This is a genomic window from Streptomyces sp. GB4-14 (assembly GCF_022696125.1).
GTDB classification, from domain to species: Bacteria; Actinomycetota; Actinomycetes; order Streptomycetales; family Streptomycetaceae; genus Streptomyces; species Streptomyces werraensis.
This window is the reverse complement of the sequence record NZ_RZHO01000002.1, coordinates 4354006-4378574: the sequence shown is the minus strand read 5'-3', so window position 1 is coordinate 4378574 and position 24569 is coordinate 4354006. Positions and strand designations below refer to the sequence as shown.

Genomic DNA, 24569 nt, shown 5'->3' with positions numbered 1-24569 from the left:
GTCAGCCCTTCCCCAGGAGTAGCCGGGCCTCGCCGACCGTGATGACGGAACCGGTGACGAGCACACCGCCGCCGGCGAACTCGCCCTCCTCCTCGGCCAGCGTGATCGCGGCCTCCAGGGCGTCCGGCAGCCGCGGCTCGACCTGCACCCGGTCCTCCCCGAACACCTCCACGGCGATGGCGGCCAGCTCGTCGGCGTCCATCGCGCGGTGGCTGGTGTTCTGGGTGACGACGACCTCGGCGAAGATCGGCTCGAACGCCTCCAGCAGTTCGCGTACGTTCTTGTCGCGGCTCGCGCCGACGACGCCGATGAGGCGGCTGAACTGGAAGGCCTCCCCGATCGTGTCGGCCGCCGCCCGCGCGCCGGCCGGGTTGTGGGCGGCGTCCAGCACGACGGTCGGCGACCTGCGCACGACCTCCATGCGGCCCGGCGAGGCGACGGAGGCGAACGCCTTGCGCACCGTGTCGATGTCGAGCGGCTGGGCGTGCTGGGAGCCGACGCCGAAGAACGCCTCGACGGCCGCGAGGGCCACCGCCGCGTTGTGCGCCTGGTGCGCTCCGTGCAGCGGCAGGTACACCTCGGTGTACTCACCGCCCAGCCCGCGCAGCGTCATCAGCTGGCCGCCGACGGCGACCTGCCGGTCCAGGACGCCGAACTCCAGGCCTTCACGGGCCACGGTGGCGCCCACCTCGACGGCCTTCCGCAACAGCACCTGCGCCGCGTCCACCGGCTGCTGCGCCATGATCACCGTCGCGTCCTGCTTGACGATGCCGGCCTTCTCGGTGGCGATCTCGGCGGGCGTGGTGCCCAGCCGGTCGGTGTGGTCCAGGTCGATCGGCGTCACCACGGCGACCCCGGCGTCGATCACGTTCGTCGCGTCCCAGGTGCCGCCCATGCCGACCTCGACGACGGCCACGTCCACGGGCGCGTCGGCGAAGGCGGCGTAGGCCATGCCGGTCAGCACCTCGAAGAAGGACAGCCGGTACTCCTGCGCGGCGTCGACCATCTCCACGTACGGCTTGACGTCCTGGTACGTCTCGATGAACCGCTCGGCGGAGACGGGCGCCCCGTCGAGGCTGATCCGCTCGGTGACCGACTGGACGTGCGGGGAGGTGTAGCGGCCGGTGCGCAGGTCGAAGGCGCCGAGCAGCGCCTCGATCATCCGGGCGGTGGAGGTCTTGCCGTTGGTGCCGGTGATGTGGATCGAGGGGTACGAACGCTGTGGCTCGCCCAGGACGTCCATCAGGGCGGAGATACGGTCCACGGAGGGCTCGAGCTTGGTCTCGCCCCAGCGGGTGGCGAGCTCCGCCTCCACCTCGCGCAGGGCCTTGTCGACCTCGGGGTCGGCGGGGCGCGCCGGGACGTCCGCCTGCGGCGGCCCGCCCTGGGTGCGCAACGTACGGCTGCCGGCCTCGATCACCGCCAGGTCGGGGTCGCGGCGGGTCTCCTCCTCCACGAGCTCCGCGAACTCGTCGAAGGTGTCGTCCGGGTCGGGACCTGCTGAATCTGGGCGCTCGCTCACGGTCCCCAGTCTACGGAGCGGCGCGGGTGGCCCCCCGCACACCCCGCTGCCGGCTCAGCCGAGCCAGGGGCGCCACCCCAGGCGCCCCCACAGCAGGCTCACGGCGAAGGACAGCGCGGCCGCCGCCACCGTGGTCACGGCGAGCGCCACCGGGGCCCAGGGCCCTGCCGGCAGGTGCCCGGCGACCGGCCCGGCCAGCAGCGTCACGAACACCAGGTGCACCAGGTACGTCCCGAACGACGCGTCCGACAGCCGCGCCAGCAGCGGCCGGGCCCGCTCCGGCACCCGCACCCCGGCCACCGTCCCGAGCACCGCGAACGTCACCGCGGCCACCGCGGCGCTGCCGTACGCGGCGGGGTGGCGCACCGTGAGCTGGTACACGGCGAGGACGACGAGCGTCACCGCGGCGGCCGCCGCCCACAGCGCGCGCGGGCCGCGGCGCGGAGCGGCGAGCAGCGCGGCGCCGGCCACCGCGTACACCACCGAGGACAGCGGCACCGACCACGCCCAGTCGGGCGGCGCCCACCCGGTGAGCGTCGTCATGTCCCCGAGGAGCGCCGGTGCGACGGCCAGGGCGGCCAGCAGCACCGCCGAACGGCGGGGCAGGGCACGCCCCCGCACCACCAGCACCACGACGCCGAGCAGCAGGAGCAGGGGGACGTAGGCGTACAGGTACCAGAGGTGGAAGGCCGCCTCCACGGACCCGAAGAGGGCCCGCACGGCCTCCTCGCCCGCCTGGCCCCGGTTCCCGCCGAACACGTAGGACGCCAGCAGGTAGAGGGCCGTCCAGAGGGCCATCGGGCGCAGGATCCGGCCCAGCCGGGCCAGCAGCCGGGCCTCGTCCCGCACCGGCGCACCGGACAGCGCGGCCCAGCCCGCCATCGCGAAGAACGCGGGCACGGCGTACCGGCCCGCCGTGTCCCCGAGGATCCCGGTGGTGCGGTGCCCGGCGTCGATGAACTCGGCGGAGGCGTGCACCAGGACGACGGCGGCGGTGCACAGCACCCGCAGCAGGTCGATGTCGTACCGCCGCTCCCGGCCGGTGGCGCGGTCCGGCGCTTGCGGTGCGGCGGCGGGGGACGTGGCTGAGGACATCGGCGGGGCGCTCCTGGCGGCGTCGGCCTGTGGGCGGGCGGAGCCGACAGGTTCCCCCCGCCGGGTTACGGGGCCGCCACCACGACGTGAACGGCCCCCGGCCGGGAGGTACCGGTCGGGGGCCGTACGGACTGCGGGCCGGGCGTCAGGCCTGGGGCAGCCGCTCGAGCTGGGTGCGGATGCGGACGATGTCCTCCTCCGCCTTGGCGAGCCGCGTGCGGATCTTGTCGACCACGTGGTCCGGGGCCTTCGCCAGGAACGCCTCGTTGCCGAGCTTCGCGGTCGCCTGGGCCTGCTCCTTCTCCGCGGCGGCGAGGTCCTTGGCGAGCCGCTTGCGCTCGGCGGCGACGTCGATCACGCCGGACAGGTCCAGCGCGACCTCGACACCGGCGACGGGCAGGGTCGCGGTCGCCGTGAAGGAGTCGCCCTCCGGCTGGAGACGCAGCAGCTGGCGGATGGCCGGTTCGTGCGCGGCGAGGGCGGTGCCCTCCAGCGTCAGCCGGGCCGGGACCCGCTGGCCGGGCTGGAGGCCCTGGTCGGCGCGGAACCGGCGGACCTCGGTGATCACCGACTGGAGCGTCCCGATCTCCCGCTCGGCGGCCTCGTCGCGGAAGCCGCTGTCGGCCGGCCAGTCGGCGATGACGACGGACTCGCCGCCGGTCAGCGTCGTCCACAGCGTCTCGGTGACGAACGGGACGACCGGGTGCAGCAGCCGCAGCGTGACGTCGAGGACCTCGCCGAGGACGCGCTTGCTGACCTCGGCCGCCTCGCCGCCCGCCTGGAACGTCGTCTTGGACAGCTCCACGTACCAGTCGAAGACCTCGTCCCAGGCGAAGTGGAACAGCGCGTCCGAGAGCTTGGCGAACTGGTAGTCGTCGTAGTACGCGTCGACCTCGGCGACCACCGAGTTCAGCCGGGACAGGATCCAGCGGTCGGTGGGCGACATCCGGGAGGCGTCCGGCAGCTCGCCCTCGACCGTCGCACCGTTCATCAGCGCGAAGCGCGTGGCGTTCCAGATCTTGTTGGCGAAGTTCCGCGAGCCCTGGACCCAGTCCTCCCCGATCGGCACGTCCACGCCGGGGTTGGCGCCGCGCGCCAGGGTGAAGCGGAGCGCGTCGGAGCCGTACTTGTCCATCCAGTCCAGCGGGTTGACCACGTTCCCGAAGGACTTGGACATCTTCTTGCCGTTCTGGTCACGGACCATGCCGTGCAGGGCGATGGTGTGGAACGGCGGGGTGCCGTCCATCGCGTAGAGGCCGAACATCATCATCCGGGCGACCCAGAAGAAGAGGATGTCGTAGCCGGTGAGCAGGACGGAGTTCGGGTAGAACTTCGCGAGCGACTCGGTCCGCTCGGGCCAGCCCAGCGTGGAGAACGGCCACAGGCCCGAGGAGAACCAGGTGTCGAGGACGTCGGAGTCCTGGCGCCAGCCCTCGCCGCTCGGCGGCTCATCGTCCGGTCCGACGCAGACGACCTCGCCGTCCGGCCCGTACCAGACGGGGATGCGGTGGCCCCACCACAACTGGCGCGAGATGCACCAGTCGTGGAGGTTGTCGACCCAGTCGAAGTAGCGCTTCTCCATCTCCTGCGGGTGGATCTTGACGCGGCCGTCGCGGACCGCGTCACCGGCGGCCTTGGCGAGCGGGCCGACCTTGACCCACCACTGCATGGACAGCCGCGGCTCGATGGTGGTGCTGCACCGCGAGCAGTGGCCGACGGAGTGGACGTAGGGGCGCTTCTCGGCGACGATCCGGCCCTCGGCGCGCAGCGCGGCGACGATGGCGGAGCGGGCCTCGAGGCGGTCCAGGCCCTGGAAGGGGCCGTGCGCGGTGATGACGGCGTGTTCGTCCATCACGGCGATGGACGGCAGGTCGTGGCGCTGGCCGATCTCGAAGTCGTTCGGGTCGTGGGCGGGCGTCACCTTGACGGCGCCGGTGCCGAACTCGGGGTCGACGTGCTCGTCCGCGACGACCGGGATGGAGCGGTCGGTCAGCGGCAGCTTGACGAGCTTGCCGACGAGGTGCTTGTAGCGCTCGTCCTCGGGGTGGACGGCGACGGCCGTGTCGCCGAGCATCGTCTCCGCGCGGGTGGTGGCGACGACGATGGTCTCGTCGCCCTCGCCGTACTTCATGGAGACGAGCTCACCGTCGTCGTCCTGGTAGTTGACCTCGATGTCGGAGATCGCGGTCAGACAGCGCGGGCACCAGTTGATGATGCGCTCGGCGCGGTAGATCAGCTCGTCGTCGTAGAGCCGCTTGAAGATCGTCTGGACGGCCCTGGACAGGCCCTCGTCCATGGTGAAGCGCTCACGCGACCAGGCGACGCCGTCGCCGAGGCGGCGCATCTGGCCGCTGATCTGGCCGCCGGACTCCGCCTTCCACTTCCAGACCCGCTCGACGAACGCCTCGCGGCCCAGGTCGTGGCGGGACTTGCCCTCCTTGGCGAGCTCACGCTCGACCACGTTCTGCGTGGCGATGCCGGCGTGGTCCATGCCGGGCTGCCACAGCGTCTCGTAGCCCTGCATGCGCTTGCGGCGGGTGAGGGCGTCGATCAGCGTGTGCTCGAAGGCGTGGCCCAGGTGCAGGCTGCCGGTGACGTTCGGCGGGGGGATGACGATGGTGTACGGAGGCTTGTCGCTCTTCTCGTCCGCCTCGAAGTAACCCCGCTCCACCCAGCGCTCGTACAGCGGCCCCTCTACGTCGGCCGGCGCGTACTGGGTCGGCAGTTCGGTCGTGGGCGCTGGTGGCTGCTGCTGAGCGTTGTCGGTCACGCGCCCAGTTTAGAGGCGTCACGGTGGTGTCCCGAAACGCGTTTCCTTTGTAACGGTGCGACCCCCGCCGGTCTGGAGTCGTCGGCTCTGAGCCAGGATGTCAGCAGAAGCTGAGCGTCTCGAGGGGAACCGAGTCATGAGTCACCACCAGCCGGGGCCGTACGGCGGGCAGCCGCAGCAGCCCGGTCCGTACGGACAGCAGGGACCGTACGGCGGACAGCCGCAGACCCCGCAGCCCGGTTACGGCTACCCCCAGCAGACGCCCCCGCCGGCCCAGCCCGGCTACGGCTACCCGCAGCAGCACCCCGGAGTGCCGCCGCAGCAGCCCCCGTACGGCCGGCCGCAGTACGGACAGCAGCCGCCGTACGCCCAGCCCCAGTACGGCATGCCGTCCCAGCCCCCCGCCTCCGGCCGCGGTGGCGGCGGCAAGGTGGCCGCGATCGTCGTCGGCGCCGTCGCGGTCGTCACGGCCATCGGCGTCGGCGCGTACCTCCTCATGGGCGGCGACGGCGGCAGCACCGCGGCCGGCCTGACGGACGACGGCCCGCACAAGCTGACCGTGCCGAAGACCGTGCTGGACGAGTACCAGCGATTCGGCGACGGCTCCGAGGAGAGCGGCTCGGAGACCGCGCAGGACATGGAGAAGAGCGGGGTCGAGAACGGCACCGCCATCCTCGGCCAGTGGTCCACCGCCGACTTCGGCAACTACGACCCGGCCGACCCCAGCACCGCGGGCGACTTCCCCGACCAGTCGGAACTGCTGACCGCCAAGGGCATCACCATGGTGGGCGGTTACGGCGAGATCGCCGACCCGCAGAAGACGCTGGACAAGTTCTTCGCCAACATCCAGGAGCAGGTGGAGAAGAGCTCGGAGCAGAACACCGGGGGCATGGAGAACGCGGAGCTCGTCGGCGAGCCCGAGGAGGTCGAGATCGCCGGTACGGTGGCCAAGTGCCAGTCGACGAAGAGCACGAACGCGCTCACCAAGAAGGAGTCGACGGACTGGTTCTGCGCCTGGGCCGACCACAGCACGGTCGGCATGGTCTCGCCCGGCGACAACGCCGGCACGGGGGTGGGCAAGGACACGGCGGTCGACCTGACCACCAGGCTCCGCGAGCAGATCCGCGTCAAGGTCTGACGGCACCGCAGCAGCGAACACGAGGGGGAACCCAGTCATGAGCTTCAACCAGCCGGGCCCGTACGGCGGGCAGCCCCAGCAGCCCGGCCCGTACGGCCAGCAGCCGGGACCGTACGGCCAGCAGCCGCAGACCCCGCCCCAGCCGCAGCCCGGCTACGGCTACCCCCAGCAGACGCCCCCGCCGGCCCAGCCCGGCTACGGCTACCCGCAGCAGCCGGGACACCCGGGTGTCCCGCCGCAGCAGCCGCCCTACGGCCAGCAGCCCCAGTACGGCACGCCGCCCCAGCCCCCGACGTCCGGCTCAGGCGGCAAGAAGGCCGGGATCATCGTCGGCGCGGTCGCGGTCGTCGCGGCCATCGGTGTGGGCGCCTACTTCCTGATCGGCGGCGGCGGGGGCGCCGGCGGCCTGGAGGACGACGGCCCGCACAAGCTGACCGCGCCCGCGTCGGTCCTCTCGGACAAGTACGACCGTCAGGGCCCGGCGCAGGAGGAGTCGGCCAGCTCCAGCGACGAGAAGGATCTGGCGAAGGCCGGGGTGAGCGACGCCACCTCGGTGGGCGCCGTCTACTCCACCACCGACCTCACGAAGCTGGACCCCGAGGACCCGGCCGACCTGGCGAAGCTGCAGAGCGCGGAGAACATCACCTACTTCGGCGTCTACGGCAAGGTCGAGGACCCGGAGAAGGCCCTCGACGTGATGTTCACGCAGATGCACAAGAACACCGACGACGAGAAGGTCACGCTGGTGGGCGAGCCCAAGTCGGTGTCCCCCGACGGGCTGGACGGCGCCGTGATGAAGTGCCAGGAGGCGGAGACCCAGCACCCGGTCACCAAGAAGGAGCAGACGACCTTCATGTGCGTGTGGGCCGACTACAGCACGCTCGCCGTGGTCGAGCCGACCGCCACCGGCAAGACCTACTCGCTCGACGAGTCCGCCGGGATGGCCGCCGACGTCCGCAAGGACGTGCGGGTCGCCAAGTAGGCGGCTGAACACACGGAAAGGGCGTCCGGCGCAGTGCGCCGGACGCCCTTTCCGTGTGCCAGGGGCTACGCCGTCTTCTGCTCGCCCGAGCCGCGGCCGCGCGAGTCGCGCGGGATGAGCGTCGGGTTGACGTTGGAGAGCACCACGTCCGCGGTGATGACCACACGGGCCACGTCCTTGCGGGACGGCACCTCGTACATCACGCCCTGGAGGACCTCCTCCATGATGGCGCGCAGGCCGCGGGCGCCGGTCTGGCGCAGGATCGCCTGGTCGGCGATGGCCTCCAGCGCCTCACGCTCGAAGTCCAGCTCCACACCGTCGAGTTCGAACAGCCTTTGGTACTGCTTCACCAGGGCGTTGCGCGGCTCGACGAGGATCTGCAGCAGCGCCTCACGGTCGAGGTTGTGCACGCTGGTGATGACGGGGAGCCGGCCGATGAACTCGGGGATCATGCCGAACTTGACCAGGTCCTCCGGCATGACCTCCTCGAACTGGTCCTTGGACTCCATCTCCCGCTTGGAGCGGATCGTCGCGCCGAAGCCGATGCCCTTGGCGCCCGCCCGGCCCTCGATGATCTTCTCAAGACCGGCGAAGGCGCCGCCCACGATGAACAGCACGTTCGTCGTGTCGATCTGGATGAACTCCTGGTGCGGGTGCTTGCGCCCGCCCTGCGGCGGCACGGAGGCGGTGGTGCCCTCGAGGATCTTCAGCAGCGCCTGCTGCACGCCCTCGCCGCTCACGTCCCGGGTGATCGACGGGTTTTCGCTCTTCCGGGCGACCTTGTCGATCTCGTCGATGTAGATGATCCCGGTCTCGGCCTTCTTGACGTCGTAGTCGGCCGCCTGGATCAGCTTGAGCAGGATGTTCTCGACGTCCTCGCCGACGTAGCCGGCCTCGGTGAGCGCCGTGGCGTCGGCGATCGCGAAGGGGACGTTCAGCATGCGGGCGAGGGTCTGCGCCAGCAGGGTCTTGCCGGAGCCCGTGGGGCCCAGCAGCAGGATGTTGGACTTCGCCAGCTCGATGGCGTCGTCACGGCCCTGGGCGCCGCCGTTCTCGCCGGCCTGGACGCGCTTGTAGTGGTTGTAGACCGCCACGGAGAGCGCCTTCTTGGCCGCCTCCTGGCCCACCACGTACCCCTCGAGGAACTCGTAGATCTCGCGGGGCTTGGGGAGCTCCTCCCAGCGGACCTCGCTGGTCTCTGCGAGCTCCTCCTCGATGATCTCGTTGCAGAGGTCGATGCACTCGTCGCAGATGTACACACCGGGCCCTGCGATGAGCTTCTTGACCTGCTTCTGGCTCTTGCCGCAGAACGAGCACTTGAGCAGATCGCCGCCGTCACCGATGCGTGCCACGGTGTGCTTCCCCTTCGCCTGGGAGACGACCGGACGTCCGTGTCCGGCGGCTCCTGGTGCTGCCTTATGTCCGACGGTACCTTGCCTGGCCCCCCGTTCGGGCCCCCCTTGGCACGGTTCACTTTGACGTGGACCGTGCCAAACCGTGCCAAGGGGCGGCAGACGTTACACCCCAGCCCCGCATCAGCGCAGGCTGGAGTTGTCCATCTTCCGGGTGGTGATGATCTGGTCGATCAGGCCGTACTCCAGCGCGTCCTCGGCCGTGAGGATCTTGTCGCGCTCGATGTCCTCGCGGATCTTCTCGATCGGACGGGTGGAGTGCTTGGCCAGCATGTCCTCCAGCTGCGTGCGCATACGGAGGATCTCGTTGGCGGCGATCTCCAGGTCGGAGACCTGACCGCGGCCGGTCTCGCTGTACGGCTGGTGGATCAGCACCCGGGCGTTCGGCAGCGCCATGCGCTTGCCGGGCGTGCCGGCGGCGAGCAGGACGGCGGCGGCCGAGGCCGCCTGGCCCATGCACACCGTCTGGATGTCCGGCTTCACGTACTGCATCGTGTCGTAGATCGCGGTGAGCGCGGTGAAGGAGCCGCCGGGGCTGTTGATGTAGACCGAGATGTCCCGGTCGGGGTCCATCGACTCCAGGCACAGCAGCTGCGCCATGACGTCGTTGGCGGAGGCGTCGTCGATCTGCACGCCGAGGAAGATCACGCGCTCCTCGAAGAGCTTCGCGTACGGGTCGTACTCGCGGATGCCCTGGGAGGTGCGCTCGACGAAGCGCGGAATGACGTAACGGGACTCGGCCTGCGGACCGGTGTAGCGGCCCTGCGAGCCGGTCATGTCCTGCACGGCCTGCATACGGTCGTAGATCCCGCTGCCGGGGAATGCGTTCACGGTGTCTCCTGAAAGGGGCTGAGGCGGTCGGCTGGGGCTGCTGGGGCCCCGGGCTCGGTCACGGGCCCGGGCGGGGTCCTACGGGGCTCGTGGAGCCTCGCAGCACCTCTCAGGCCCCGGTGCCGCCGCCGCCCGGCATGCCGGCGGCCGTGGCGATCACGTCGTCGATGAGGCCGTACTCCTTGGCCTCGAAGGCGTCGAACCAGCGGTCGCGGTCCGAGTCACGGGTGATCTGCTCGACCGTCTGGCCCGTGTGCTGGGCGGTGAGCTCGGCCATGCGCCGCTTGGTGTGCAGCAGCCGCTCGGCGTGGATCTTGATGTCCGAGGCGGAGCCGGCGAGGCCTGCGGAGGGCTGGTGGATCAGGATCTCGGCGTTGGGCAGCGCGAAGCGCTTGCCGGGCGTGCCCGCGCTGAGCAGGAACTGCCCCATGGACGCCGCGAGACCCATGGCGATCGTCACCACGTCGTTCTTGATGTACTGCATGGTGTCGTAGATCGCCATGCCGGCCGTGATCGAACCGCCGGGGCTGTTGATGTAGAGGTAGATGTCCTTGTCGGGGTCCGAGGCAAGGAGCAGCAGCTGTGCGGTGATCTTGTTCGCGATGTCGTCGTCGACCGGCTGGCCGAGGAAGATGATCCGCTCGCCGAGCAGCCGGTTGTAGACCTGGTCGCCGAGGCCACCACCGATGGAAGGCTCGCCGGCGGCTGAAGGCATCAGATTCGTCACGTATCCACCTGCTCGTCTTACGACGGCGCCGGGCCGTCTCACGTGTTCCCTGCGGGGCGGGAGCCGTATCGGAGACTCCACTGCCCTGGTATTCATGGACCCTAACGCGCGGGTCCCTTCGGGGAATCCCGGAGATGGGAGTGTTCGCCGGGGGCGTAGTCGGGTGCGGGTGCGCCGTGGTTGCCCGCGCGGTTCTCCGCGCCCCTGGGGCGTGCCGCCCCGGCGGTGGCGAGAAGGCCCCGGGGCTGGCGCCCCGGGGCCTTCTCACATGATCACCGCTGCCGGGGCTCAGCCCTCGGTCTTCTCCTCGGCCTTCTCGTCGGCCGCGGCCTCGGAGGTCTCGGCCTCGGCGGCCTCGTCCTCGTCGTCCTCGAGGTCGACGATCTCGCCGTTGGTGTCCTTGACCGTGGCCTTCTCGACCACGACGGCCAGCGCCTTGCCGCGGGCGACCTCGCCGACGAGCAGCGGGACCTGGCCCTGCTCGACGACCGCCTGGGCGAACTGGTCGGGCGACATGCCGGAGGAGGCCGCACGCCGCATGAGGTGCTCGGTGAGCTCCTCCTGGTTGACGTTGAGCTTCTCCTGCTTCACGAGCTCGTCGAGCACGAACTGGGTCTTGATGCCCTTGATCGCGGCCTCGCGGGTCTCGTTCTCGAACTCCTCCTCGGTCTTGCCCTGGATCTCCAGGTACTTCGCGAGGTCCAGGCCCATCTGGCCCAGCTGGTGGTGCTCGAGGTTGTGCTTGCGGGTGTTGATCTCGTCCTCGAGCAGCTTCTCGGGGACGGGCACCTCGACCAGCTCGAGCAGCTTGTCCAGGACGCGCTCCTGGGCCTGCGTGGCCTGGTCGTACTGCTTCATGTTCTCGAGACGCTTGCGGCTGTCCGCCTTCAGCTCCTCGAGGGTGTCGAACTCGGAGGCGAGCTGGGCGAACTCGTCGTCCAGCTCGGGCAGCTCACGCTTGGCGACCTGGGTGACCTTGACGGTGACCTCGGCCTCCTTGCCGGCCGCCGAGCCGCCCTTCAGCTCGGAGGTGAAGGTGGCCTCGCCACCGGCCTCCAGGCCCTTCACGGCGTCGTCGATGCCGTCCAGCAGCTCACCGGAGCCGATCGTGTAGGAGACGCCGCTGGCGACGCCGTCCTCGAGGACCTCTCCGTCGACCTTGGCCTCGAGGTCGATGGTGACCACGTCGCCGTCCTCGGCGGCCCGCTCGACCGGGGTCGTGGAGGCGAAGCGCTCACGGAGCTGCTCCACCGACTTCTCCACGTCCTCGTCGGTGACCTCGACGGCGTCGACCTCGACCTCGATGCCGGAGTAGTCCGGGATCTCGATGGCCGGGCGGATGTCGACCTCGGCGGTGAAGTTCAGCGTCTCGCCGTCCTTCAGCTCCGTGATGTCGACCTCGGGCTGGCCCAGAGGGCTCAGCTCCGCCTCGTTCACGGCGTCGGTGTAGAACTTCGGGAGGGCGTCGTTGACCGCCTCCTCCAGGACCGCACCACGGCCGAAGCGCTGGTCGATGACCCGGGCCGGGACCTTGCCCTTGCGGAAGCCCTTCACCGTGACCTGCTGGTTGATCTTCTTGTACGCCGCGTCGAGGCTGTCCTTGAGCTCCTCGAAGGGCACCTCGACAGTGAGCCGAACCCGGGTCGGGTTCAGGGTCTCCACGGCGCTCTTCACGGTTCGGTCTCCTTGTGGCTGACTTCTCGGGTTCTGCCGGGACCAGAGCGGTCCGGCCGATTCGCCGCCCGGAGGACTTTCAGAGACACACGGGCGTGCAGCTTGCATAGTAACGGCAGCGGCTGCGGCACCCAAAAGGCGTTCACCGATGGTGAGCAGGTGGCTGGTCGGGGTGGCGGGATTTGAACCCACGGCCTTCCGCTCCCAAAGCGGACGCGCTACCAAGCTGCGCCACACCCCGTCTGGTGCGATCCGTAGGGTACATGCACGCGGGCGAAAGGGCCGCCGCCTTTACGGGCCGCGGAGCACCGCCCGGCGGCCGGCAGGACACGGGGTGTGCGGCGAGGGCGCACGACCCGCTACGATGCCTGTCGGTGCCGCGGTCACGGACGCGCGGCGCGCACCGTGCGGGCGTAGCTCAATGGTAGAGCCCCAGTCTTCCAAACTGGCTACGCGGGTTCGATTCCCGTCGCCCGCTCTGAACGGCCGAAGGCCCAGGTGAGAGGGTGTACGCCCACTCCCTGGGCCTTCGTCGTCCCTCGGGACCGGCCGCCTCGGGCGGCCCCGTACCGCCGGGCGGGACCGGGCGCCTCCCGCGCGGAGCTCTGCCGTGGGGCGGGGTCAGAAGCTGATGGAGTTGATCATCTCGGCTATCGAGTCCAGGAAGCGCTGGATGTCGTCGGCCATGCCCGTCGAGGCGAGGAAGAAGCCGAAGAGGACGGCGACGATCGCCGGCCCGGCCTTGATGGAGCCACCTCTCAGCAGCACCACCAGGATGATCGCCAACAGCAGCACCACTGACAGTGAAATGGCCACAACTGATCACACCCTTGGTCGGTTCGGCTTCCCCGGCCCGGGCGACGCATCCCCGCGCACCCCGCCAGAACCATCGTGCCACCAACACGCCCGCCCTAACCGGCGGCTGACACATCGTCCGTCCCGCCGTCCCGTCGCCGTCGCCGCCGTACCGGACACGAAGGGGCAACACCTGTTTCCCGTACGGCAATTCGAGGGAACACCCGAACGAGTAATTGGACGTCCCCGTCAGCACTTGCCCAGGAATTACGGACGCCTTCTCCTCCCCGCCCTCACATTGTGTTCGCAGACCATTCGAATAACCCCTGTTCCACCCCCACAAAGGGACATGTCACCGGAGTCCCCACCCGCCCCCATGACCGGACTGATCCGGAACAATCCTGACAAGGACGGCCCGCATGAGGGCCAGCACAGCACGTCTTCACCTGTGTTGCCCATCACGCCCACGCCATGCACGCATTACCGATTCCGGGGTACTCGAACGCGATAACCAGGAATGACGTCGGGCGTTTTACGGATTCCCGAAGACGACGCTAGGGTGCCTGAGATGTTCCACGCTGCCTCGTCCCCCGAAAGCGCAGCGAGCTCCCCGACCGCCTCCCCGTTCCACCACCGGGAGGGCCAGTGACGAACTCGCAGCGACCGTACGGCAACAGCAGGACGCCGCTCCCTCCGGTGCAGACGCCGGCGGACGGAGTGCCGACCCCGCGCACCCGGACCCCGGAGGGTTCCCGGCCCGCCCCGGGAGGCAGACAGCGCGACGCCTTCTTCGACAACGCCAAGTACCTGGCGATCGTGCTGGTGGCCGTCGGCCACGCCTGGGGGCAGCTCCTGGACGACGGTGCGGTCGAGACGGCCTACCGGGTCGTCTACACCTTCCACATGCCGGCGTTCATCCTCATCTCCGGCTACTTCTCGCGCAGCTTCGACCTGCGCCCCAAGCACGTCCGGCGGCTGATCACCGGAGTCGTCGTCCCCTACGTGGTCTTCGAGACCGCGTACTCCCTCTTCCAGCGCTACGGCAACGACGAGCCGGGGCACGGCATCACGCTGCTGGACCCCACCTACCACCTGTGGTTCCTGTGCGCACTGTTCGTGTGGCGGATCACCACACCGGTGTGGAAGGCGGTCAAGCACCCGCTGCCGGTGTCGCTGGTCCTCGCCGCGCTGGCTTCGGTGTCCCCCCAGATCGGCGACGACCTGGAGCTCCAGCGGGTGCTGCAGTTCCTCCCCTTCTTCGTGCTGGGCCTGACCCTGCGTCCCGAGCACTTCCGGATGGTCAAGCGCCGCTCGGTGCGCCTGGCGTCCGTGCCGGTGTTCGTCGCGGCGGCGCTCACGGCCTGGGCGACGATGCCGTACCTGCGGCTCGGCTGGCTGTACCACAGCGACTCCGCCCAGGAGTTGGGCACCGCCTGGTGGACCGGCCCGGTCATGGTGTGGGCCACGCTCGGCTGCTCCCTGGTGACGACCGTCTGCTTCTTCGCCTGGGTGCCGCGCCGCCGCATGTGGTTCACGTCCCTCGGCGCGGGCACCGTCTACGGCTACCTGCTGCACGCCTTCCTGGTGCGCGCGGGCAACTACACGGACTTCTACGACCGGCCCACGCTGCACGAGCCGCTCGGTGTGCTGGGACTCACCGTCTTCGCGGCCGCCGCCGTGACGCTGCTGTGCACCCGGCCGGTGCAGCGGGCCCTGCGCTGCGTGGTGGAGCCGCGCATGGAGTGGGCGTTCCGCCGGGACGCGGGCGAGGCGGCCCGGATCCGTGAGCAGTACCGGCCCGTCGAGGTGCGGGTGCCGGGCGAGAAGGTCTCCGTCTAAGTTCCCGCGTCCAGGCCCAGAAGGGCCCGCATCCGCGCGTACTTGTCGGCCAGCCGGGCGCGGGTGGCGTCGTCGAGGACGGCGAGGCGGTCCGGGTCGGCGTTGTGCGCCAGGTCCGCCTCCTTCACCAGCAGCGCGCCCGGCGTGGACAGGATGCGGGCCGCGTACTCCTCGGGCGGCTCGCCGGACCGCTTGGTCACGGCGAGGACGATGTCCTTGGTGCGCCGGGTGAGCGCCGCCTCCTCCAGCCACGCGGGGCTCAGCCTGTCGTCCTCCACGGCGTCGTGCAGCCAGGCCGCCGCGATCTGCTCGTCGTCGCCGCCCCGCAGCCGTACGCCCTCGGCGACCGCGTGCAGGTGCTCGGCGTAGGGGCGCCCGGCCTTGTCGGTCTGGCCGGCGTGCGCGGCGCGGGCGGTGGCCTCGACCTCGGCCAGGTCCATGATCGGTGTCCGGTTCACGCGAACAGTGTGCCCGGCGCGGCTCAGCGGGCCGCGGCCGCGGTGGGGCCCTCGCGGCAGATCAGCAGCAGCGCCCGGTCGTCGTTGACGTCCTTGGCGACGGCCTCGATGAGGTGCCAGGCGGCGCCGTGGAAGCCGCCGGCGACATAGCGGTCGGCCTCGCCGGTGAGCCGGTCGATGCCCTCGACCATGTCCCGGTCGGAGGTCTCCACCAGGCCGTCCGTGAACAGCATCAGCACGTCGCCGGGGCGCAGCGAGCCCTTCACCGGGTCGAACTGGGCGCCGTCGTACACGCCCAGCAGGGGCCCGTCGGCGGCCTTCTCCTCCCAGCGGCCGCTGCCCGCGCTGAGCTGCAGGCCGGGCGGGTGTCCGGCGGAGTAGAGCTCGTAGTCGCCGGAGTCCAGGTCGAGGACCAGGTGGATGGAGGTGGCGAAGCCCTCGTCCCAGTCCTGGCGGAGCAGATAGCCGTTGGCGGCAGGGAGGAAGTCGTGCGGGGGCAGGCTGCCGAGCAGGCCGCCGAAGGCGCCCGACAGCAGCAGGGCGCGCGAACCGGCGTCCATGCCCTTGCCGGAGACGTCGGTGAGGACGACCTCCAGGGTGCGTCCGCCGTTGGTGCGTGCCGCGACCACGAAGTCGCCGGAGAAGGACTGGCCGCCCGCGGGACGGAGCGCCATCTCCCGGTGCCAGCCCGTCGGCAGCTTGGGCAGCTTGCTCTGCACGCGGATGCGTTCGCGCAGGTCGAACAGCATGGTGCCGCCGCGCCGCCAGGGCACGCCGACCCGGCTGCGGAACTGGGCGACGAGCAGCCCGAAGAAGCCGCAGGCCGCGACGACCAGCACCACGCCGGGGGTGACCCGGGCCACACCCTCGGTGTACGGGCCGAGTTGCACCGCCTCCACGATCAGCGCGGTGGCCGCCGCCGCGTAGAGCCCGAGCAGGCTGGCCGGGCGCAGCAGCAGGCCGCCCGCGACGATCGGGACGCACAGGGCGGACGGCGCGCACCACACGGAGTTGGCGAGGGTGCCGGCCGCGATCAGCGGGACGGTGAGGAGCAGTCCGGCGAGCGCGATCCAGTCCGAGCCGTCGCCGCGGAAGTAGTCGACGGCTGCCCGGCGCACGCCGACGCGGGCCCGGTGCCACTGCTTCTTCAACCGGGCCGTGAACGTATCGGCCGCCGCGCGCCGCTCTCGTCCTGCTGCCATCAGTTCGGGACCCTATCCATCCAACCGGCCGCTTGGCACGGGAGGTCCAGCTTGTCCCCTCTGACGGGGACCGGACTCACAGTGAACTTCACCCGGGGCCGTCCCGGGGCCCGGGCGGCGGAAATTGCCTCGACCCGATTCCGGAGCCCTGGTAGGCATGACCCCATGGTCGATCACACGGGCCCGGCGCCCGAACTGCGCAGCCTGCAGCCGGACGAGTGGGACAGCGCGTACGGGAACCTGCTGCGGGCCTTCGGCGGGCTGCCGGAGGCCGACGAGGAGCGGCAACTGTGGCGCGCCCTGACCGAGTTCGGCCGTTTCCTGGCCGCCTGGGACGGCGACCGGTGCGTGGCGTCCGGGGGCGCCTTCTCCTTCCGGCTGACCGTGCCCGGCGGGGCGTCGGTTCCGGCCGCGGGCGTGACGATGGTGAGCGTGGCCGCCACCCACCGGCGGCGCGGGCTGCTGACCGCGATGATGCGCCGGCAGCTGGACGACATCCGATCCTGGGGCGAGCCGCTGGCGGTGCTGACGGCGTCGGAGCCGGCGATCTACGGCCGGTTCGGCTACGGAGCGGCGACCTTCCAGCTCGACGCGGAGATCGACACCCTGCGCGCCGGTCTGTCGGTGCCGGCCGGTACGGACGACGTACGGCTGCGGTACGCGGACCCGGCGGAGGTGCTGGACGCGTGCGAGGCGGTCTACGCACAGCTGGTGCCGGGGCGGCCCGGGATGCTGGCGCGGCGGCCCGGCTGGGAGAAGGTGGGGGTGCTGGACCCGGAAAGCGAGCGGGGCGGGGCGTCGCCGCTGCAGTGCGTGGTCGCCGAGCGCGACGGCGCGACGGTCGGGTACGCGCGGTTCCGGGTGAAGCCGTCCTGGGGTCCGGGCGGGCCCGACGGAGAGGTGGCGCTGAGCGCCCTGGACGCGCTGGACCCGGCGGCGGCCGCGGCGCTGTGGCGGTTCCTGTTCGACCTGGACCTGACGTCGTCGCTGCGGGTGCGGGGGCGGCCGGTGGACGATGCCTGGCAGTACCTGGTGAAGGACGTGCGGCGCTGCCGCCCGGCGTTGCGGGACGCGCTGTACGTGCGTCCGGTGGAGGTGGATGCGGCGCTCGCGGCGCGCACGTACCGGACGCCGGTGGACGTGGTGCTGGAGGTGGAGGACGCCTTCTGCCCGTGGAACGCGGGGCGGTGGCGGCTGAGCGGGGACGCCAAGGGGGCGGTCTGCGAGCCGACCCGGGACGCGGCCGACCTCGCCCTGTCGGTGCGGGAGCTGGGCGCCGCCTACCTGGGCGGGGTGAGCCTGACCGCGCTGGCCGCGGCCGGGCGGGTGCGGGAGCTGCGGGGCGGGGCGCTGGCCGAGGCGTCCGCGGCGTTCGGCGGCGACCCGGCGCCGTGGCTGCCGCACGGCTTCTGATCTGCGGCGGGCCTTCGGCCGGCGTGCCTCACAGGCCGCGCGTCCGTGGTCAGGCCCGCTGGCAGCCCGGGCACCAGAAGAGGTTGCGGGCGGCGAGGCCGGCGGTGCGGATCTCGCCGCCGCAGATGTGGCAGGGCCGGTTCGCCCGGCGGTAGACGTAGACCTCGCCGCCGTGGTCGTCGACGCGCGGCGGGCGGCCCATGGCCTCGGGGGTGTGCTCGGGGCGGACGGTGTCGATGCGGTTGGTGCGGACGCCCTCGCGCATCAGCGCGACCAGGTCGTCCCAGATCGCGTCCCACTCGGCGCGGGTGAGGTCCTTGCCGGCCCGGTAGGGGTCGATGCCGTGCCGGAAGAGGACTTCGGCGCGGTAGACGTTGCCGACGCCCGCGACGGCCTTCTGGTCCATGAGGAGCGCGGCGATCGTCGTGCGGCTGCGGCTGATCCTGCGCCAGGCGCGCTCGGGGTCGGCGTCGGGCCGGAGCGGGTCCGGGCCGAGCCGGTCGTGTATCGCCCGCTTCTCGGGCTCCGTGATCAGGGCGCAGGTGGTCGGCCCGCGCAGGTCCACGTAGGCGGCGGTGCCGGTCAGGCGCAGCCGCACGGTGTCGGTGGGCGGCGGCGCCGGGGCGGGGCCGAAGGTGACCTTGCCGAACAGGCCGAGGTGGATGTGCACCCACTCCGGGTGGCCGGGGTCGCCGAAGCCCAGGAAGAGGTGCTTGCCGTGGGCGTCGGTGGTGCGCAGCGGGGTGCGGTCGAGGAGGGCCGCGGCGTCGCTGAACTTGCCCTGGGGGCTGGTGACGCGCAGGGAGGAGTCCGCCCGGAAGGCTTTGGCGTAGTCCTCGGCCAGCCGGTGGATGGTGTGTCCCTCGGGCACGGTCCCCCTCGCTCGCTCCGCTGTCTGTGTCCGGTCGTTACTGCTGCGGGTGGTGCGCCGGGATCGGCGGGAGGTCGCCGGTGGTCTCGTAGGAGGAGAGCATGTCGATCCGGCGGATGTGGCGCTCGTCACCCGAGAACGGGGTGTTGAGGAAGATCTCGACGAACTTCGTCGCCTCCTCCTGGCTGTGCATGCGCGCGCCGACGGCCACCACGTTGGCGTCGTTGTGCTCGCGGCCCAGCGCGGCGGTCTGCTCGCTCCACGCCAGGGCGGCCCGTACGCCCTCGACCTTGTTGGCGGCGATCTGCTCGCCGTTGCCGGAGCCGCCGATCACGATGCCGAGGGAGCCGGGGTCCGCGGCGGTCCGCTCCGCGGCGCGGAGGCAGAACGGCGGGTAGTCGTCCTGGGCGTCGTAGATGTGCGGGCCGCAGTCGACGGGTTCGTGCCCCGCCTCCTTGAGCCACTCGACGAGGTGGTTCTTCAGTTCGTAGCCCGCATGGTCGGAGCCGAGATACACGCGCATGCGTCGAGTGTGACACGGCCCCCGTGGGGAAGCGGCGCGGGGTGGGGCGCGTGAAAAATGTGAGCTGTTCCATAGGACCTCAGGAAAAGCTCAAGTAACGATTGGAAATCAAAGGTTCCTGTATAAGTTCACCTCCGTTTCACTGGTGCAGCTCGTGCAGCTCACGTACGGGTACCGCTCAACCGGCTCAAAGGAAGACCCCACATGACTTCGCAGCCGACCCTCACCAAGGCCGGTAACAACGGCCCCGAGGGCCCCGGAGGCCCGTCCACGGGCTCCGGGCTCCAGGCCGGTCTCAAGAACCGGCATCTGTCGATGATCGCCATCGGCGGTGTCATCGGCGCCGGACTCTTCGTCGGTTCCAGCACCGGCATCGCCACCGCCGGTCCCGGCATCCTCCTGTCGTACGCGCTCGTCGGCACGCTCGTGGTGCTGGTGATGCGGATGCTCGGTGAGATGTCCGCGGCGAACCCGACCTCCGGCTCCTTCTCCGCGCACGCCGACCGGGCTCTCGGCCCCTGGGCCGGATTCACCATCGGCTGGCTGTACTGGTTCTTCTGGGTCGTCGTGCTCGCCGTGGAGGCGACCGCGGGCGCCGCCATCCTCGAAGGGTGGATACCCGCCGTCCCGCAGTGGGGCTGGGCGCTCATCGTGATGGTGGTGCTGACCGCGACGAACCTGGCGTCGGTCGGCTCCTACGGCGAGTTCGAGTTCTGGTTCGCCGGCATCAAGGTCGTCGCCATCGGCGCGTTCATCGTCGTCGGCGGGCTGGCCGTGTTCGGCCTGCTGCCCGGCGTCGACAGCGAGCAGGCGGGCCTGTCCAACCTGACCGGCCACGGCGGCTTCCTGCCGAACGGCGCGGGCGCCATCCTCACCGGCATCCTGCTCGTGGTGTTCTCCTTCATGGGCAGCGAGATCGCCACCCTGGCGGCCGGCGAGTCGGAGGACCCGCAGCGGGCCGTCACCAAGGCCACCAACAGCATCATCTGGCGGATCGGCGTCTTCTACCTCGGCTCGATCCTCGTCGTGGTCTGCCTGCTCCCCTGGGACAGCAAGGCCATCGCCGAGGACGGCTCGTACGTCGCCGCGCTGGACTCGCTGGGCATCGCGCACGCGGGTCAGATCATGAACTTCATCGTGCTGACGTCCGTGCTGTCCTGTCTCAACTCCGGGCTCTACACGGCCTCCCGGATGGCCTACTCGCTCGGTGAGCGCGGGGACGCGCCGAAGTCGTTCGCCCGGACCACCCACCGGGGCGTGCCGCGTGCCGCGATCCTCGTGTCGGTCGTGTTCGGCTTCGTGGCGGTCTTCTTCAACTACAAGTTCCCCGACTCCGTCTTCCTCTTCCTGGTCAACTCCTCGGGCGCGGTCGCGCTGTTCGTGTGGCTGGTGATCTGCTTCTCGCAGCTGCGGATGCGGAAGATCATCCAGGCGGAGGCGCCGGAGAAGCTGGTCGTGCGGATGTGGCTGTACCCGTACCTGACCTGGCTGAGCATCGGGTTCATCGTGTTCGTGCTGATCTACATGCTCACCGACACCGAGCACGACGGCCGGTCCACGATGCTGCTGACGATGCTGGTCGCGGCCGTGGTGCTGGCGATCTCCCTGGTCCGGCAGCGGCTGGCCGGCCGGCGCGCGGCCGCCGCACCGGAGCGGGACGAGGTGGGGGCGGGCTGACCCGCACTCCCGGACATGACACGCCGAAGGGCTGGGCGGGCGCCGTGAACGGCGCCCGCCCAGCCCTTCGGCGTGTGCGGTGGAGTCGTCAGCGCTTGTCGACGAGCTTCCAGGCAGTCGGCAGCAGGCCCATCGCGAGCGCCGCCTTGAGCGCGTCACCGACGAGGAACGGGGTCAGGCCGGCCGCGATCGCCGCGGAGGCGGACATCCCGGTGGCCAGGGCCAGGTACGGCACGCCGACGGCGTAGATGACCGCCGAGCCGAGCAGCATGGTGCCGGCCGTGCGCCAGGCGGAGCGGTCGGCGCCGCGGCGGGCGAGCGCGCCCACGACGACGGACGCCAGCAGCATGCCGAGGATGTAGCCGAACGACGGCATGCCCATCCCGGACCTGCCCTCCGCGAACCACGGCACGCCCGCCATGCCGACCAGCGCGTACACCGCGAGCGAGGCGAAGCCGCGGCGGGCGCCGAGGGTGGTGCCGACGAGGAGCGCCGCGAAGGTCTGGCCGGTCACCGGCACCGGGGAGCCGGGGACGGGCACCGCGATCTGGGCGGCGAGACCGGTGAGGGCGGCGCCCCCGAGCACGAGGGCCGCGTCCCGGACACGGGAGGCGGGGACGAGGTCGGCGAGGACCTGTCCGGGCCGGGCGGAGGTGACGGTGGCGGTGCTCATGGGGACTCCCCGGGGTGAGGGCAAGTGGGAACACGGCGACGCTATACCGGCGCCCCCGTGCCGATCACCAGCAGCGCTCGACAAAGGCTCCGTCAGGGAGTTGGTGGGCTCCGGACAAAGGAGGGGGGTCACACCTCACCCGAGGTGACACGGGTCACTGAGGTGGCGTGGTGTCGCCGACACGGACGCGTGCGGCGGCGGCTGTAGGGATCCACCAACGCGGACGGGCGTGCCCGGGCGGGCCGTCTCGCCCGTCGGTCACGGTCTGGGCAGCGGGCGAGGCCGTTTGCTAGCTTCGGGCCATGGTCGCCCAGTCCCGGAACTTCACCTCGCGTCGCCACGTCGATCTGCGACGCGTGGGCACGGCCGCCTGTCGCCTCCTCTGACGAGGCGTGCGGAGCGGATCCGGCGCGCCTCGACTCCCGTACGACGGCGCAGTGTCGGACCCGTTCCCGAGGAAGTTCCCCATGCTTCGTACCGTGGCACCCCCGCCCCGTTCCCCCGCCCGCCCGGCGCGCGCCGCCGATCCCGACCGGCGGCGCACCAGTGCCCGTACCGTGCTGCGGTGCGTGCTGGAGCACGGTCCGGTGGCCCGCAGCACCATCGCGCGGCTCACCGGCCTGTCCCCTGCCTCCGTCACCGACCACTGCGCCCGCCTGACGGAGCTCGGCCTGGTCCGCGAGGCCACGGCGCCGCGCCGCTCCGGCGGGGTGGGACGCCCGCACCTGCCCCTCGACGTGGACGGGGCCCGGCTGGTGGTCGGCGGGGTCCATGTGGCGGTGCCGTACACCACGGTGGCGCTGCTGGACCTGCGTGGCCGGGTGGTGGCCGAGCGGAGGCTGCCGCACCCGGGCGCCGAACCGCTGCGGGTGCTGGCGCGGGCCGCCGACGGTCTCGCCGAGCTGCTGGAGCGGGTGCCGGAGCGGCGGCCGCTCGGGGTCGGCTTCGCGGCCGGCGGCTGGGTGGACCGCGCGGCCGGCACGGTCGTCGACCATCCGCTGCTGGGCTGGCGGGAGGTCCCGGTGCGGGAGGCGCTGCGCGCCCGTACCGGACTGCCGGTCCATGTGGACGGGCACGCACGGGCGTTGGCGGACGCGGAGCGGCTGTTCGGCCGGGCCGCGCGGGGCAGCGGGAGCGCGCTGCACCTGTTCGCCGGGAACATCGTCGACGCGGCCTTCGCCACGCATGACGAGGTGCATCACGGGCCGCGGTCCCAGGCGGGCGCGATCGCCCATCTCCCGCTGGCGGGCGGCACCGAGCGCTGCCCGTGCGGCCGGACCGGCTGCCTCCAGGCCGAGTTGAGCGAGCGCACCCTGTGCCGGCGGGCCCGTGAGGCAGGCGTCTGCGACGGGCGCGACCCGCTGCACGTCGTCGACGCGGCGGCGGCCGGGCATCCGGTGGCGGGGCGGCTGCTGCGGGAGCGGGCCCGCATGGTGGGGCGCGCGGTGGGTCTGCTGACGGACGTCCTCAACCCGGAGAGCGTCGTCGTCACCGAGATCGGCGTCATCCACCGGCCGGACTGTCTCGCGGCGCTGCGCGGCGAGCTGGACCCGGCGCGTGCGGCCACCGTGACACCGACGAGTTTCCCGGAATCCGTGCTGGCCGTCGCCGGTGGAGCGGTCGCTCTCGACGTGCTCTACCGGGATCCGCTGAGCGTGTCACCAGAGCGTATTTAATTCAGAAACTCCGAATATTGACAGCCCTCTTCAGGGACGAGGAACATGCTGGTCATGAGCTGTCGCACCCTCTGTTGCTGACACGTTGACGCGCGATCTCCCGCAGCGTCCCCCCTTTCTCACGCGCTTTTTCTTCCGGGCATTTTCCGCCCGGTAATTCAGCCTGCCTTCCGTCCCCGCGCACACCCTTGTGCGCATTCCCCCATCCCCGGGAGTTCTCTCATGCCCGCACCACCGGCGGCCGGCCTCGACCGGCGTCTCTTCCTCACCTCCCTGCTCGGCGTCACCGCCGCCGCGGCCGGACTGAGCGGCTGCGCCGAGGCCGGGGCCGCGGCCGACGAGGCCGCGCTGAAGGCCCCGCTGGCCGGCAAGGTCCCGCCCGGCACCCGTCTGAAGATCTCCTCGTTCGAGAACTTCCAGCAGATCCAGCTGAAGCTCGCCGGCCTGGACGACCTGCCGTTCGAGGTGGCGGAGTGGCTGAACATCGGGGCCGGTCCGGACGTCATCAACGCGTTCCGCGCCAAGTCCCTGGACCTAGCCAACAACGCGGGCATCCCGCCCATCCAGGCCTTCTACCAGGGCTTCGACGCGCGGATCGTCGCCATCAACGTCACCCGCAAGCCCAACTACCTGTTCGCCACGAAGCCCGGCAGCGACATCCGCACGGTCGCCGACTTCAAGGGCAGGCGGCTGGCGTTCTCGCAGGGCCAGGCCCAGGGCGTGGTGCTGCTGCGCGCCCTCAAGGAGGCCGGCCTGGACCACGACGACGCCGAGCTGGTGCCGCTGACCAGCAACCAGTTCCTCACCGCCCTGCAGTCCGGGCAGGTGGACATCGCCCCGCTCGGCATCAGCCAGGCACCGGCCTACCTCACGCAGTACGGGTCGAAGGGCGCCCGCACCATCCCCACCGACGTGGTGGACCTGCTCAACCTGCTGTGGGCGCCGGCCGAGGTGCTCGCCGACCGGGCCAAGGCCGCCGCGGTCGCCGCGTACATCCCGTACTGGGCCCAGGGCGCGGTGTGGCAGTACGAGCACCCGGACGTGTGGAACCGGGAGTACTACGTCAAGACGCAGAACCTCACGCCCGCCCAGGCCGAGTCCATCACGGCACTCGCCAACAAGCCCTGCTTCCCGCCGCGCTGGGACGAGGCGATCGCGTGGGAGCAGGAGACCGCCGATCTGCTCGCGGAAGGCGGCTACGTGAACAAGTTCGAGGTCGGCGTCCTCTTCGACCGGCGCTTCGAGTCGCTCGCCGCGCGCGCCGTGCCCGCGGAGTACCGGAGGTGACCGC

21 protein-coding genes and 2 tRNA genes are annotated in these 24569 nt (G+C 71.2%); 9 read left to right on the top strand and 14 right to left on the bottom strand.

The window, feature by feature from the left end; all coding sequences use genetic code 11:
* Window position 1: 1 nt before the first annotated feature.
* The 3 genes from folC to ELQ39_RS21310 form a co-directional block, all read right to left on the bottom strand.
* Complete coding sequence (folC, locus tag ELQ39_RS21320; protein ID WP_242593451.1) at window positions 2-1522, bottom strand: bifunctional tetrahydrofolate synthase/dihydrofolate synthase; 1521 nt, start codon at window positions 1520-1522, stop codon at window positions 2-4.
* Window positions 1523-1576: 54 nt separating this feature from the next.
* A complete protein-coding gene (locus ELQ39_RS21315) occupies window positions 1577-2617 on the bottom strand; it encodes an acyltransferase (protein ID WP_225643786.1) in 1041 nt (346 codons plus the stop codon).
* A 145-nt stretch (window positions 2618-2762) separates the two neighbouring features.
* Complete coding sequence (locus ELQ39_RS21310; protein ID WP_242593450.1) at window positions 2763-5387, bottom strand: valine--tRNA ligase; 2625 nt, start codon at window positions 5385-5387, stop codon at window positions 2763-2765.
* Window positions 5388-5523: 136 nt separating this feature from the next.
* On the opposite strand from ELQ39_RS21310, the gene ELQ39_RS21305 reads away from it, so the two are divergent.
* Together ELQ39_RS21305 and ELQ39_RS21300 are read left to right on the top strand one after the other, a co-directional pair.
* Entirely contained in the window at window positions 5524-6525 is a 1002-nt protein-coding gene (locus ELQ39_RS21305; RefSeq protein WP_242593449.1) for a hypothetical protein, read from the top strand.
* A 37-nt stretch (window positions 6526-6562) separates the two neighbouring features.
* Window positions 6563-7507, top strand: coding sequence for a hypothetical protein (locus ELQ39_RS21300; RefSeq protein WP_242593448.1), 945 nt, complete (start codon window positions 6563-6565; stop codon window positions 7505-7507).
* A 65-nt stretch (window positions 7508-7572) separates the two neighbouring features.
* Here the strand turns inward: ELQ39_RS21300 and clpX are convergent, their stop codons facing one another.
* The 5 genes from clpX to ELQ39_RS21275 all read right to left on the bottom strand — a co-directional run bounded on the left by clpX (window position 7573) and on the right by ELQ39_RS21275 (window position 12392).
* Window positions 7573-8859 carry an ATP-dependent Clp protease ATP-binding subunit ClpX gene (clpX, locus tag ELQ39_RS21295; protein ID WP_019527658.1) on the bottom strand — a complete coding sequence of 429 codons (1287 nt, stop codon included), beginning with the start codon at window positions 8857-8859 and terminating at the stop codon, window positions 7573-7575.
* Window positions 8860-9042: 183 nt separating this feature from the next.
* On the bottom strand, window positions 9043-9750 hold the full coding sequence (locus ELQ39_RS21290) for an ATP-dependent Clp protease proteolytic subunit (RefSeq protein WP_337662526.1): 708 nt from the start codon (window positions 9748-9750) through the stop codon (window positions 9043-9045).
* A gap of 109 nt (window positions 9751-9859) precedes the next feature.
* The gene (locus ELQ39_RS21285) at window positions 9860-10465 is read right to left on the bottom strand and encodes an ATP-dependent Clp protease proteolytic subunit (RefSeq protein ID WP_006133589.1); all 606 of its coding nucleotides are present in this window, start codon (window positions 10463-10465) and stop codon (window positions 9860-9862) included.
* Between the two features lie 300 nt (window positions 10466-10765).
* Entirely contained in the window at window positions 10766-12151 is a 1386-nt protein-coding gene (gene tig / locus ELQ39_RS21280) for a trigger factor (RefSeq protein ID WP_225628031.1), read from the bottom strand.
* A gap of 164 nt (window positions 12152-12315) precedes the next feature.
* Window positions 12316-12392: transfer RNA gene (locus ELQ39_RS21275), tRNA-Pro, on the bottom strand.
* A gap of 166 nt (window positions 12393-12558) precedes the next feature.
* On the opposite strand from ELQ39_RS21275, the gene ELQ39_RS21270 reads away from it, so the two are divergent.
* Window positions 12559-12629: transfer RNA gene (locus ELQ39_RS21270), tRNA-Gly, on the top strand.
* A gap of 143 nt (window positions 12630-12772) precedes the next feature.
* Here the strand turns inward: ELQ39_RS21270 and ELQ39_RS21265 are convergent.
* Window positions 12773-12967 carry a hypothetical protein gene (locus ELQ39_RS21265; protein WP_006133597.1) on the bottom strand — a complete coding sequence of 65 codons (195 nt, stop codon included), beginning with the start codon at window positions 12965-12967 and terminating at the stop codon, window positions 12773-12775.
* A gap of 624 nt (window positions 12968-13591) precedes the next feature.
* On the opposite strand from ELQ39_RS21265, the gene ELQ39_RS21260 reads away from it, so the two are divergent.
* A complete protein-coding gene (locus ELQ39_RS21260; protein ID WP_242593447.1) occupies window positions 13592-14785 on the top strand; it encodes an acyltransferase family protein in 1194 nt (397 codons plus the stop codon).
* Here ELQ39_RS21260 and ELQ39_RS21255 read toward each other — a convergent pair.
* Both ELQ39_RS21255 and ELQ39_RS21250 read right to left on the bottom strand, forming a co-directional pair.
* A complete protein-coding gene (locus tag ELQ39_RS21255; RefSeq protein ID WP_190000955.1) occupies window positions 14782-15225 on the bottom strand; it encodes an HD domain-containing protein in 444 nt (147 codons plus the stop codon). The genes ELQ39_RS21260 and ELQ39_RS21255 overlap by 4 nt on opposite strands.
* Window positions 15226-15266: 41 nt before the next feature.
* Window positions 15267-16445: a PP2C family protein-serine/threonine phosphatase gene (locus tag ELQ39_RS21250; protein WP_190000626.1), complete on the bottom strand. Its 1179-nt coding sequence runs from the start codon at window positions 16443-16445 to the stop codon at window positions 15267-15269.
* 165 nt (window positions 16446-16610) lie between these two features.
* On the opposite strand from ELQ39_RS21250, the gene ELQ39_RS21245 reads away from it, so the two are divergent.
* Complete coding sequence (locus ELQ39_RS21245; RefSeq protein ID WP_242593446.1) at window positions 16611-17858, top strand: GNAT family N-acetyltransferase; 1248 nt, start codon at window positions 16611-16613, stop codon at window positions 17856-17858.
* A gap of 49 nt (window positions 17859-17907) precedes the next feature.
* Here ELQ39_RS21245 and ELQ39_RS21240 read toward each other — a convergent pair whose 3' ends face one another.
* Together ELQ39_RS21240 and ELQ39_RS21235 are read right to left on the bottom strand one after the other, a co-directional pair.
* Window positions 17908-18729: an Fpg/Nei family DNA glycosylase gene (locus tag ELQ39_RS21240; RefSeq protein ID WP_190000628.1), complete on the bottom strand. Its 822-nt coding sequence runs from the start codon at window positions 18727-18729 to the stop codon at window positions 17908-17910.
* A gap of 37 nt (window positions 18730-18766) precedes the next feature.
* Window positions 18767-19252, bottom strand: a complete 486-nt coding sequence (locus tag ELQ39_RS21235) for a ribose-5-phosphate isomerase (protein ID WP_190000629.1) — start codon at window positions 19250-19252, stop codon at window positions 18767-18769.
* A gap of 204 nt (window positions 19253-19456) precedes the next feature.
* Here ELQ39_RS21235 and ELQ39_RS21230 point away from each other — a divergent pair, with 204 nt between their 5' ends.
* Complete coding sequence (locus ELQ39_RS21230; protein ID WP_242593445.1) at window positions 19457-20929, top strand: amino acid permease; 1473 nt, start codon at window positions 19457-19459, stop codon at window positions 20927-20929.
* An 88-nt stretch (window positions 20930-21017) separates the two neighbouring features.
* Here ELQ39_RS21230 and ELQ39_RS21225 read toward each other — a convergent pair whose 3' ends face one another.
* Window positions 21018-21602 carry a biotin transporter BioY gene (locus ELQ39_RS21225; RefSeq protein WP_242593444.1) on the bottom strand — a complete coding sequence of 195 codons (585 nt, stop codon included), beginning with the start codon at window positions 21600-21602 and terminating at the stop codon, window positions 21018-21020.
* Window positions 21603-21904: 302 nt separating this feature from the next.
* On the opposite strand from ELQ39_RS21225, the gene ELQ39_RS32720 reads away from it, so the two are divergent.
* The 3 genes from ELQ39_RS32720 (at window position 21905) to ELQ39_RS21215 (ending at window position 24565) form a co-directional block, all read left to right on the top strand.
* Window positions 21905-21988 carry a putative leader peptide gene (locus ELQ39_RS32720; RefSeq protein WP_356803470.1) on the top strand — a complete coding sequence of 28 codons (84 nt, stop codon included), beginning with the start codon at window positions 21905-21907 and terminating at the stop codon, window positions 21986-21988.
* A gap of 81 nt (window positions 21989-22069) precedes the next feature.
* The gene (locus tag ELQ39_RS21220) at window positions 22070-23278 is read left to right on the top strand and encodes an ROK family transcriptional regulator (RefSeq protein ID WP_242593443.1); all 1209 of its coding nucleotides are present in this window, start codon (window positions 22070-22072) and stop codon (window positions 23276-23278) included.
* 222 nt (window positions 23279-23500) lie between these two features.
* Window positions 23501-24565: an ABC transporter substrate-binding protein gene (locus ELQ39_RS21215; protein WP_242593441.1), complete on the top strand. Its 1065-nt coding sequence runs from the start codon at window positions 23501-23503 to the stop codon at window positions 24563-24565.
* Window positions 24566-24569: the final 4 nt, after the last annotated feature.